This window comes from uncultured Dysosmobacter sp. (genome assembly GCF_947631165.1).
In the GTDB taxonomy this organism is placed as follows: domain Bacteria; phylum Bacillota; class Clostridia; order Oscillospirales; family Oscillospiraceae; genus Oscillibacter.
This window is the reverse complement of the sequence record NZ_CANRKH010000054.1, coordinates 1-12,080: the sequence shown is the minus strand read 5'-3', so window position 1 is coordinate 12,080 and position 12,080 is coordinate 1. Positions and strand designations below refer to the sequence as shown.

The window sequence follows — 12,080 nt, the reverse complement described above, 5'->3', positions numbered from 1 at the left end:
GGTGACAAACTGGGTGAAGCTTAAGTTTGCTGCTATGAATCTGAAAAAGCTGGCCACATGGAAATGGAAGGAGCGTTTTCACGCTTTCTTTTCCCTAGTTTCAATCCTATATTTGCCAGAAACCCGGTTGCCCTGATGGCACAACCGGGTTTCTCGACAAGCTGAAAGGACCCCTTTCGGGGTCCTTTTTCGTGTCTGTCACGTGTGGGAAGGGCGTGGGCTTTACACCGGCTTTGGGATCGACTGTTATCAGATTTGGGCACGGATTTGCAGACAATTTTTCATGGGGTACCCGTGGGTGGAAACTTCTTGCTCGGGCCTTTGCCCCATGTAGTTCATGGGGATTTCGTGTATGGGGGAATGCAGGAAGGAGGCGTGACGACCACTGAACTGGTGCGGTCGGCGGGCGTGGGTTGGTGCTTGGGATGTGGGACTGGACTTGGACTGTCCGCAATATTTTCACGTCGTCTTGAGCAATATACGGATTATGCCACCCTTTTCCCCCGTACCAGCATACGGAATTCACTGCTGCCGTGAGGGTGGCACGTAACTAAAGTACAGTAATCCTGCCCGGGTTCGATGGCCAAATCTTCCACGTCTTGCGGGCGCACCACGGTGACTTGATCCACTGCATAAGTGACAGTCTCATCCAGCACCGTGAGCGTGAAGGTATCGCCCATCTCCAACTTGTCCAGATCGTGGAACAGATAGGCAGTCGGCAGATCGCGGTGTGCGCACAGGACCGTATGGCAAGTAACGCCACCCACAGGTAACGACGAGCCTGGAATATGCCCCACCGCTTCTTCCATAACTTCCTCGCTGGTGGTATGATAGATTGGGAGTTTGACTTTGAGTTTAGGAATCTGGATATACCCCATCATGCCAGTGCCAGTAAAATCCAGCTGGGCGCTGTATTCATCCAATTCCTTCTGTGTCGGTTGAAAATGCGTTCCCAGTTCCAGGCGACTGTTATACGCCAAAGCAGCTTCCCTTATTGCACTCAGCTCTTCATCGGAGAGTTCGGCAGCCTTTTGATCGTAATCAGCAATGATCTCTGCCATACGTATGGAGTGAAACCAGTTGTGGATCGGCGTATAGGCAAGCAAATAGAGACTTACCAAAATAGATATCCCAAAAAGTAGATAGGCGATGATTCCCACCCTTTTGTCTCTTTTTTCGCGTTTTTCAGAAGAAACACATGGTTTTTCATCTTCCTCTATTCTTTCCCGAACAGCTTCCATAGTCACCACTTTTTCTTTTTTTGATATGAAATGCGTGTGAAGAGGGCCGGAGACATGGTATCTGCCTCCGGCCTTTCACAATTCATGTATCAGCCTTTATTGTGCCCGGCGGCGTCTCTTGACAGTTAACATCACCACGCTGCAAGCGACCAGCATGAGCCCAGTCAACAGATAGAACAGCGTTCCGGGACTGCCGGATTCGGGGAGGCGATAGGTAGCATAACAGGTATTCGTTACCGTGACAGTCGTTTCAGCGTTGCCGCTGCTCGCCGATTCTTCAACGTCGGCCCCTCCGGGACTGTACTCATAACTCGGCTCGAACTCCATCGTACCCAGCGCTTCTGTCTGAATCCAGGCTTTAGAGCCTTGTTCCATCGGTTTGCCATCCTCATCCAACTCCAGAATATAATACTGGACTGGAGGTTCGGACTGGTAAGGTACGTAGAATGTCAGCACCTCGCCTTTATCGTCAGGGTACGTCAGAGACTGCCGTCCACCAAACTCCTCCGATACCTCTGTATAGCCTCCTTCCCCGTGCGTGAACAGACCAAAGGTATACGTCCCTGTTACGCCATCGACCAATTCGTTCCCGTCAGCATTTACGAATTTCTTCGTCACCGTGATCTTAGCTTTCTCGTTTCCAATCACCACATCGATCGTGCCGTTGTATATTTCTTTGATCTCCGGCGCTGGCGTACCGTCCAACCCCGCCTCGTTGGCAGTTGGCGCATCAAGCGATCCCTTCCCTATCCAGTAGTATCTGGGCGTATCGTCGGGAACATAGCCCTCCGGCGCTTGAGTCTCTACAATTTTATAGAGCCCGCCTTCCTTGGGAGTAAAAGATTCGCTGATACCGTCCGCATCTGTCGTGAGCGTTTGTTTCTCTGTTTCGCCTTCGCTCTTCACAAATATGCCGTTCTCATCAGTGACACCCAGTAGAGTGACCTCAAATTCCGCGCCGGGCAGAGGTGTTCCGCTCACACTGTCCACTTTCCTGATCTGCATCTTTTTGTTGCCCGAAATACCGCCGCCAGGTTCATAGCTGACCGTCTGCTTCCAGGTTTCGTCATCGTCACTCGGCTGACGACCTTCAAAGTAGACGATGTTTTCTGCATCCACTTCCGTATTTTCAGGTGCGTTGATCTCGCACTCGTACTGGATGTACACCGCTTGCCCGTTCGGGATCGTGAAGGTAATGATATTATCCTCCAGGGGCGGCGTAAAGCTCACACCATCATCCTTTGTGAGCTCATCCGTGAAGTCCGGATCACTGTAGAATTTCACAGAATCCGTAACAAGGGCCAGGTTGCCACTCATCTTATCCTTGAGGGTCAATTTTTCCAGGCCCTCGACCACCATTTCCTCTGTGTTGACCTCGAGCGTGAACTTGATGGTCTGCTTCTTCTCTCCCTGCTCCGTCACTACCTGGTGGCCATCCTTAGTCACCACCGGATTGCAGGGCACGGTCACCTGTGCATCATCACTGGCGACGGTGGTGTTGCTACTATCTTTCACATACACATGGTTGTTGAATTTCTTCTGCGGATCGCCTTGCGTTACGCCCAGCAGCACATCCGGATCCGTCACACGGCATACCACCAGATAATCCACCTCGTAGGCATAGGCAGCCTCCTGATGAGTGGTACCATCGTTAGCGTTACACAGCCCATCTTCGATATGAAGCCCCCAACTGACAGTGCTGCGATCCTCGCTCGGATAATACTTCCAGTTTTCCGCGTTCCACGGTTTCCAATCTCCACTTTTTTCCCAGTTAGCTCTATTAGAAGGATTTATATAGTTCTCGCTATTATGTGCGCCGCCGACCCTCAAACCTGGCTCGCTGTCGCCCATCTTCTCGGACAGGGGGATAGGCCAGGGCGGGGTGCAGCCGGTTGTAGGGAACGTAATATTCTGCGAATTTGCTATAGCCACAAAGGACAGCTCCATACCCGCCGGTATCTCGTCGGTGATCGTATAGTCGCCCTGCATGGTGCCCGTCCTGTTCACGGACACACTCCAGGCGGCATACCGTCCGTTCTTTAAGCCGGTCATATTACTCGCATCGAGCTTATAGTCGGTCGTATTCGCATTATTAAGGAACTCAATTGTTTTGCCATTCCAATCGAAGACCTGCATCCCTGCCTTTTCTACGCTGGCCACGTCGGGCAGATGGTTGGTGTCTTTATCCTCAAGCTGGTCAAATTTTTGGTCAGGTATGTTGCCCTCGTTGCTGTATACGTCGTTTTCGTAAGGCTCCGGCTGACGATCCGTTACATAGGTTTTGAAGAACAGGTACACATACTGACCCTCACTCGGCTTATACTCGCCAGTGAATTTGACCGTCCACCTCTTATTCTCTAACTCGCTGGAATATTGCTCTCCCTCGACAAATTTTGTAAATTCTTCAGTCGATGCAGAGTTCAGGAAATCGTCCCAATCCGTGTTCTCATCGAATGTATACTCCGGGCCGACATACACGCCCAGCAGGGAGTCACCACGAAGTTCATGCTTATCACCCGTTACATCCTGCAGCGCATAGCCGTTCGGGATATAGTTGGTGTCTACCTTCACGACCCAGTAGAAGGCGCCTAAACCGTTCTCGTCGGATTCATAGTACCAGGCATTCTTCGACACATCTCGATGGTTCGAAGTCTCCGCCCTGTTGCTGGTGCTGTCCTGTACGCTTACATTGATAACCTTTCCATCGCCTTCAATTTTTCCTTTCAAGGAGAAATCGTTCCCCATAACGATCTGGACATTGGGGTAATCCTCATCAATGGTCGTGTAATACGTGAGCTCGTAGGACGTTCCTGCACCGAACTGGTCGCCCTCAAATCCAATCTTATCTCCCTCGAAGTATAACTCTTTCAGTTCATCTACCTTTACCCAGACGGTCTTAAGCGTCTCTCCTTCTGAATCCTTTGCCTCGACTTTGACATAGCCACTGTAATGCAATCCATTGCTAAGATGGTCACCCATTGTGGCAGAAGACACGTCCCAGATGGTATTGCCGTTCACCGTAACCGTGTACATAAAGCTGTGTTCACCAAGCACGAACGATCCCGGACTTTCTTCCACTTTTGTCACTGTCTTAGTAGTGTCATCATACTCGTACACCTCTTCGTCCGTGGGAATGTTGACCATCGTTCCCGGATCGACAGCATCTCCATAATTCTTTGCAGCCCACGAGTCCTGTTCGACAGTGTTTTGCTGCTGGTATCGCTCCATCCAGTGTGGATAAGTTTCATTAACTTTATCCTGGCTCTCAAACAGTGAAATAATGCCGTTGTTTACAACCACGGGTCCAGCTGCCAGTTCCTCAGCGGATACTTTGATCCGATAGGTAAAGGTGATCTCCTCATCAGGATCCAGCCAGCCGATATGCGCGGTGAAACTGGTATACTTGTCTCCCGCTTCACTAAATTCAAGCCATGGAGTATCGCCCGCTTTGGTCTGTTCTGGACTGAATTTGAAGCTCTCTTCAACATACGACAGACCTTTTGCATTTTGTATACCGGTTGTATTGGTATGCGGGTCATCCAAGGAGTCATAGACCTTCACTTCGACCGGATAGTCCCTATCGTTCCGAACCGTGACTTCATACTCGATATAGCCCCCACCCTCGCCGTCTGGCACAAACACGCCTCCGGTTTCAGGGTGATTTTGAGTGTACTTGCTTACATACACATACGTCTGGAGCGACAACTGAGCGTGTGCGTCGTTCCTCGAATGATACCGGGAGAAAACTTCTGCATTGTTGGGCAGGATCGTGCCGCCCTTAGTAAAATCGGTCTCCTCCATCTTTTCCGTATTCAGCTTGACGCGATAATGCAGGGTACGGCTCTCCTCCTTCTTCATATCGCCAAGATACCAGTTGAGCTGGGGCACGCCGTTCTTGTCGGTCTGATATACAGAATCCTTCTCAGTTGACGATGCGCTGCCTACTGTTTTACTGAGAGGTTCATCGTTCACCGAATACAGAACATATCCCTCGATCAGGCCTTTCAGCTTGTCGCTGCCGCTGAGCTTGAACACATCCTCCACCCTGACCTCGGGCATATCGAAATCCGGTGAAGTTACGGTAAGTTTATAATCCAAATACCAATTGCCGTCTGCATCTCTATACGGCGCATCTGAACTGCATGTCTTCTCTAGCTGCAGCGTGCCATACTGCGAATGCGCTTCGTTCTTATCCGTGGGAAGCACCAAATTGAATCCGGGATATTTGGGATCCCCCGAATCTCCTTCATACGCCTTATCCAAGTCTACCTGACCAGACAGGGTGAAATGCAAATCCTTGGCGCTGCTATTTTTTTCGATAAAATCCTCATTCAGTTTGACGGTAACCTTACCGTTATCGTCTACGGTCACGGTACCGGCCTCTTTGCCGTTCTGGTCAAGCAGCTTACCGCTCTGCCCCGCACTGAATCCCGTCAGGTACGGCGGGAGCTGATATGTGAGTGTTCCATCAGCATTGCGAAGTTCCTCCTGCGAAAATTCTTTATTGAAGTTGAAAGTGATGCTGATGTCCGTATTTAAGTGGTCAAAAATATTTTCTCCGTTCGGATCATTCGGGAGTACCTTCCATTCACCGCTCTCCTTATACCGGAAGGTAAGGCCAACTTCACTATCTTCAAGCTCATTCAGATCAATAGCCCCTTCAGAAGTGGCCGTGGGTTCATCGAAACTGGGCTCTTCGAAGCCCCCGTCCTGCAAGGCGATTCCCGTCCATCTGCGGCCATTGCCGACGATTCCATTGCTCTCCATGCTGGGCACATCATCCGGCTGATCGTCGCCGGTTGGAAATATAAATATAAAGTCAGAAAATCCATCCGTCGTAAAGGAAATCGAGCCGGCATCGTCTACCGTAGTGTCTGCGATAACTTCCGCGCCATCTTCTTTGAGATGTACCACCTTAATGGGAGCACCGACCGCGAGCCCATCATGCAGGATCTGCACATTTACGTTTACAGGTGCCGCCGGCTCGATCTCCTGATCGCCGACATAAAAACCTATATGGTAAAACGCGCTTTCTGGAACAGTTTCTCCCGCTTGACCCACTGCGGCCATGGCGGCAGACAAGTTCTGTGCATATCGATCCGGCTCATTCTTCGACGTTACCAAGTGAGCCCGCAACTCCGCATTACTTGGGATCTGAGCCTCTTTACCATAGGATGCTTCAACATACACTGTGCTGTCCCTGTATGTTGCAGTGAGTAGGCTGCTCGCATGTTGAAAATGCTTCCACAGCCCAAATGACAAAAGAAGCACGCCCAGCGCCAGAGACACCCATCCTATGATGCCCAACAGAATATTTATCCTGTTTCGTTTATCAAACAACTTTTTTGCGGCATCATTCATCTTCATGGTTTCCATCATGCCACCTCCAAAAGATTCTTTTCCCTGTCGTGCGGAAACATAATCCGCATTATGTTGTAGTTGGAAACCGGCGGGAGGCAAAATCAAGCACCCACGGGATAAACCGGGGCGCGCTACAATCAACAAAAGACACCACAAGCAGGCCTTCTCATTGATTTCCAATGCCAAGGCCGCTTTGCGGCGCCTTCCTGCGAATTTTTTCTGCAAAACCTCTTGCAAACGACCGAGGAGGGCGATATACTCTATATGTAAAAAAGTCTTTTCCCGGCGGGCTTTCGTCCGCGAAAACAACATAATGTGGATTATGTCGCTGGCCTCTGGCTGGCGGCTTTTTTTACAGGATGAGGTGCATCCTTTCCATCCGCCGCCGGTGCTCCTGCCCTGTGGAGATGATGTAGAGACGGGTCGTTTCAATGCTGCTGTGCCCGAGGATGTCGGCCAGCTTTGCGATGTCCTTGTCGATTCCGTAAAACACCCGGGCGAACAGATGCCGCAGATTGTGAGGGAACACCTTCTTGGGATCGACATTGGCGGCACGACACAGTCCTTTCATCTCCCGCCAGATATTGGTGCGATCCATGGGCTTGCCGGATCGGGTGACAAACACCGGGCCTGATTTTAGATTCTGCTCCGTGATATAGCGGAGCAGCTTCTTTTGCAGGGATTTCACCAGGAACACCGCCCTCGTCTTGCCCTTCAGCGACACGACCGCCTCCCCGGCCCGGACGGCCTCCGCCGTGATGAACTGTAACTCGCTGACCCGAATGCCTGTGCCGCAGATCGTCTGCAAGATGAGATTCAGTCGGCGGTTGTGATTGTTCTGCGCCGCCCTACAAAGGCGCTCATATTCTGCTTTCGTTAGTTCCTTTTCTTCAGGACAAAAAACTTGGCGTTGGAGTTTGAGGGCCTTCACCCGGCAATCCTGCCAACCCAAAAACGCGAACAAACTATTGAGGCTTGCCAGCGCGGAGTTGACGCTTCGGGCGGCGTATCCTTGCTCCAGCAACTTCTGCTTGTATGCGATCACCGTCTCCCGGGTGACGGGCGCTCCTTCTTGATAAGCGGCAAAGGCCACCACGTCCCGCGTGTATTTGCGGATGGTATTCGGGCTCTTCTCCCCTGCCTCGAGCCACGCGGCGAAGCGGTGGAGGATCTTTGATGTGAGAAATCTTTCCATCGAACTCTCCTTTTCTTGGATCGATTTCTACTAGTATACCCGAAATTGTTCATCAAGATATTGCCTTTTTTGATTTGATAGATGCCATACGAGAGTATAGCGAACCCCCGGCCCAATGGACCGGGGGTCTATATGCGCTTTCAAAATCATTTTGAAGTCCGAAGTGAACGTGCTGGGGCTCATGGGGAGCTCGCTGTCCTGTCGGCGGAAAAGATAGGTGGTGTGGGTTATTGGGCGATCTTCAGCGCAGTGCTCCTTGTACCTCTTGAGGAGATCTTCCATCTCTTGGGAAAAGTACACATACCTGTCCCCTGCCGTGGTCTTCGGCGACTTCACAAACAGCTCCTCACCCGTGACCTTCACCACGTTCTTGCAGATGTGGATACTCCGCTCGCTCCAGTCGATATCGCCCCACTGGATACCGCAGCATTCCCCACGCCGGATGCCAGTGAGTAAGATCAGCTTGAAGTAGACTTCGTACTTCATGTCCTCTTGCTCCAGTGCTGAAAGCAACTTTTTGGCAGTTTCCTCATCGGCAACGGTCTTCTTCTGCTTCTTGGCGATGGGCTTGTAGGTACGCCATGCAGGATTGGACTGAATGTATCCGGCGGCCATTGCGTCACTGAGAATCCCGCACAGCGCGGAGTGCACGCCCTCGATGGTGTGTTCTGAGAAGGGCTTGCCTGTTCGCTCACTCACTTGCTTCCGCAAGTCTGCATAAAGATTGCGGAAATGATCCGGCCGCAACTGCGTCAGCTTGATGTTTCCCAGGGCTGGCATGAATCGCTCGATGTCCTGCTGTGTTCTGTACAGCGTCGTCTTCGCCAGCTTGTTGGGCGCGATCTCTCGCAGCCAAATTTCCACGTACTCTCTCAGCTTGATGTCTTTCTGAATCGGCAGCGGCGTGTGCTTTACCTGTCGTTCAAAGAGTGCAGCTTCTTCTTGCAGCCACTTCTCTTTGGCCTTTGGCGTCAAGTCGGTGGGCGGATGAACCATCTTCTCTTTTGGCGACCGGCGCTTGCCGTATCCGTCCGTGCCCATAGAGACTACCAGCAGATAACTATTCTCTCCGCGTTTTCTTATGCTTGCCAATTTGCCTCTCCCCTTTCTCAGCTCACAACACTACCACACCTTTTCCCAGAAGTCCAGCGGTTTTTGTTTTGTTCTCTGCTGGCAGGGCGGACTGATTTACCGTTGGCTGTGCGGCCCGACGGTGCGGCTTCGTTTCTCGGTGTGCACGGATGCCATCTTTCGGCTTGAGAGGGCTTCTCGGGCCGCACAGGGGCTCACATCCGCATCCCCATGTCCATCTTCTTCCGCGCGATCTCCAGCCACAGCTTTCGATCCACCTGCGGCGGCTTGCCGATGGGCTCCGGGCCGATCTCCACTTCCAGATCTCGAGCCAGTTGCAGGAACAGGCCGAGCGCAGCTTCCGCCAGCAAGTCGCCCGTGGCAGGGGTTTCAGAACAAATTCCAACCTCTTTGCCCTCGGCAATTGTTTCCCCCAACTTCACCGCCTCACGGAAGACTGCATTGCGCAGGGATTTGAACTCGGAATTCTCATGGAGCGGGATGCGCTGGGGTATCTCGTTTCTGTACACACGAATCGTGAATTTCTTCTGGATGTACCAGAGATCGTACAGCTCTCGAATGCTCGGGTCGTCCTCTATGATCTTCACCACCTCATTCACCACGTCTCGGAGATCGGAACGCAGATATCCGTACACCTTTTTTCCCTTGGCCCTGCGCAGTCGCCAAGCCAGTGTCAACAGGAGCTGTTCCACCTCCGGGTTTACATAGCCGTCCCGATGAACGCTCTCCACAAGATTTTCCAACTGCTTCTTGCCCTCGGCCCGCAGCTCGTCCCGGAGGGCAGTCTCCTGCTGATAGATTTCCAGCAGGTCGTGGGCGAAGATATCCCGGGCCAGCGCAGAGCGAAACTGCATGACCCCTTTGCGGGAGAGGTAGCCCTCGCCCGGGTCAGTCGACCAGGCGATCATATGCACGTGGGGATGATGCCCCTCGTTGTGAAAGGCCGCATACCACTTGAGATGTGCGAGATCGATCTTGAGATCCTCCGCCAACTCACACACGTGACTGCGCAGCAACGTCCGCCAGCGCTCGCCGGAATCGAACCCCAGCCGCTCCGCATCCTCCCGCCGCAGGGAGATGATCCCGGTCCACACATTTCCAGGATGATCATTGAGTTCCTTGGAAACTTTTTCCAGGATAACTTCTTCCCCTGCGTTGGTGAAGAGCCCGTGCCGACCCGTCCGCTCCGCACCGGGACGCAGGGCGATATAGTCCGCGTAGGCATGGAGAGACGCACCTTGGATCTTCTCCACGCCCTCCCGGGTGGCGATATATTTCGCGTACCCGCCTCGACCGCCCCGAGCGTCCGGCTTTAAGAATTTGAACTTGGTTGCCAGTTGTCCTGTCATATCTCACTCCTGCCACTCCACAGCGTCCTCAAAGGAGAAAGTGCCGTGGGTGCGTTTCACTTCTTTCACGCACTCGCCCCGCAATCGACTGAGCGTGTCCTTGTCCACTTCATTGGTGGCGGCGATCACGTTCTCCAGAACCGCCAGTTCCACCGCGATTTTGAACAGCATCCTGTCACGCTTCGCGTCACTCTCCTGCATCATGCTGCGGAGCATGGAGCTCACCACGTTGGGCAGATAGCCGTTCCCAAAATCCGAAGCCAGGTACCCGCAATAGAACTGGATCGCCTTTTCGATAAACTCACTCTTCGTTTTGCAGTTGTCTGCCTCATAGTTTTGCTCGACCTGATCCATCACAGCCCTCCGAATCCAGAGAGCAAACCTGGTTTTGTCTACTTCCTGCGCGCTCTGTACTTTCTTCTCGTTATCCATAAAATCACCCTCCTGACACACTGAAATTGCCCGGAATACCGGGATTTTTTGATTCTCCAACCCACTGATGACGAATCATCCAGGCTTTCTGACACACCGGCCTGATTTCGGAGAATCCCTCAACGGCGGGCGTTGCACGCCGATGGGAAGGAGAATGGGGCGCTCCACGACCCATTCTCTTTCCCCTGCTTAAAAATCGGACGCGGTAAAATCGCCTCAAAACCCGACCAGCCAGTGCTTTAGTGCCCGGCCGCGCAAGAGCAGAGTTTCTCCTCTGCTCTCACTGCGGGCAAGTCCAGTCAACTGATGATGTGGCCCTCCCTACCCTGTCACTCTTAAAAGCCGTTGTGGTACTTCAGCGCCTGATCGAACGGCAAGAGATGATACCTGAGATTGCCATTGTACTTTTTTCCGTCAGCATGGATAACGCTGGTGCGCTCCGTCTCGATGAGCTGCTTGGCTTCCAATTCGCGGACGCACCTCGCCACCGTATTGTCGCTGAGACGAACGTGCTCCCCAATCGTTTTATAGCTTGGGTAGCAATGGTAGCTATCGTCCATGCATCGAATAAGATAGATGTATACTGACAGCGCTCCAGGCGACAACTGCAACTCATGCACTGGGGCTGGGACAGGAAGATACCGCATGTGGGCGGACGAAGCAGATCGACGATTCATAAGAATCCCTCCCGAGAATAAGATTGCCGAGGATTCCTATGTAGGTCGATGCTCCCTCCACGCACACTTATCGCTGACTGTGCTTCTATTTTAACACTCGAATTTTAGTTTGTCAACCGTTTGTTCGAGCTCTGCTTTCGTTCTTTGCCGATGCTCTGTATCTTTTCTCGGAATAAGTACTCTAAAGAGTACTTATTCCGGCGCAAATTTTGAGGGGCCAGTTGTCGTACTGAAATGTCATTCTTTGCCCTATCGCTGCAAATTCTTTCACTATTTTGCATCTCCCCAAAAATCTCCTTTTTTTACTTTACTGCGGCCCAAATTTTGTGTGACGGGAAATTCATAATCTTCCATGTTTGCTGCATAAATCCAACTGCAATCTTTCCTTTCCTCATTTCTTCTTCTCAAAGTGTAATGTTCCTTCCTAGAGAGAACAATTAGCGCGTTAGTGATTTAGCCCTTAATGTGAATGTTTATCCGTCCTAAATGCAACTTTCCAGGCAACTAATGTCATGGCTTACCCAATTTTAATCTTAGTTTTCGTCCTATTTGGACTATCGATCTGTTTCCATTTTTGGACTCAGACTATCTTCAGACTACTTTTTTCCAGACCTTCCAAAATCGTCGTCCGAAAAGTTTTTGATAACCTGTTTGAATCCTTGTATTATAGAGTAGTAGTTTTTGATGACCCTCTCCAAGGTCATGTGCTACAATGTAAGGGATGCTGTGGATT

7 protein-coding genes are annotated in these 12,080 nt (G+C 51.6%); all 7 read right to left on the bottom strand.

The features are described from left to right. Window positions 1–485 precede the first annotated feature (485 nt). On the bottom strand, window positions 486–1,241 hold the full coding sequence (locus Q0Z69_RS15165) for a class C sortase (protein ID WP_298035241.1): 756 nt from the start codon (window positions 1,239–1,241) through the stop codon (window positions 486–488). Window positions 1,242–1,337: 96 nt separating this feature from the next. Further along, window positions 1,338–6,827: a prealbumin-like fold domain-containing protein gene (locus Q0Z69_RS15160; protein WP_298035240.1), complete on the bottom strand. Its 5,490-nt coding sequence runs from the start codon at window positions 6,825–6,827 to the stop codon at window positions 1,338–1,340. A 127-nt stretch (window positions 6,828–6,954) separates the two neighbouring features. Next, window positions 6,955–7,797, bottom strand: a complete 843-nt coding sequence (locus Q0Z69_RS15155) for a tyrosine-type recombinase/integrase (RefSeq protein WP_298035239.1) — start codon at window positions 7,795–7,797, stop codon at window positions 6,955–6,957. Between the two features lie 30 nt (window positions 7,798–7,827). Continuing rightward, complete coding sequence (locus Q0Z69_RS15150) at window positions 7,828–8,889, bottom strand: tyrosine-type recombinase/integrase (protein ID WP_298035238.1); 1,062 nt, start codon at window positions 8,887–8,889, stop codon at window positions 7,828–7,830. 194 nt (window positions 8,890–9,083) lie between these two features. Then, window positions 9,084–10,238, bottom strand: coding sequence for a MobP3 family relaxase (mobP3, locus tag Q0Z69_RS15145; RefSeq protein ID WP_298035237.1), 1,155 nt, complete (start codon window positions 10,236–10,238; stop codon window positions 9,084–9,086). Between the two features lie 3 nt (window positions 10,239–10,241). Then, the gene (locus tag Q0Z69_RS15140) at window positions 10,242–10,670 is read right to left on the bottom strand and encodes a hypothetical protein (protein WP_298035236.1); all 429 of its coding nucleotides are present in this window, start codon (window positions 10,668–10,670) and stop codon (window positions 10,242–10,244) included. Window positions 10,671–11,005: 335 nt separating this feature from the next. Next, a complete protein-coding gene (locus Q0Z69_RS15135; RefSeq protein WP_298035235.1) occupies window positions 11,006–11,347 on the bottom strand; it encodes a helix-turn-helix domain-containing protein in 342 nt (113 codons plus the stop codon). Between the last annotated feature and the right edge of the window lie 733 nt (window positions 11,348–12,080).

Coding starts and splice junctions, on each gene's coding strand:
- Q0Z69_RS15165 (WP_298035241.1), bottom strand. CDS start 1,241: ATGGAAGCTGTTCGGGAAAGAATAGAGGAAGATGAAAAACCATGTGTT.
- Q0Z69_RS15155 (WP_298035239.1), bottom strand. CDS start 7,797: ATGGAAAGATTTCTCACATCAAAGATCCTCCACCGCTTCGCCGCGTGG.
- mobP3 (WP_298035237.1), bottom strand. CDS start 10,238: ATGACAGGACAACTGGCAACCAAGTTCAAATTCTTAAAGCCGGACGCT.
- Q0Z69_RS15140 (WP_298035236.1), bottom strand. CDS start 10,670: ATGGATAACGAGAAGAAAGTACAGAGCGCGCAGGAAGTAGACAAAACC.
- Q0Z69_RS15135 (WP_298035235.1), bottom strand. CDS start 11,347: ATGAATCGTCGATCTGCTTCGTCCGCCCACATGCGGTATCTTCCTGTC.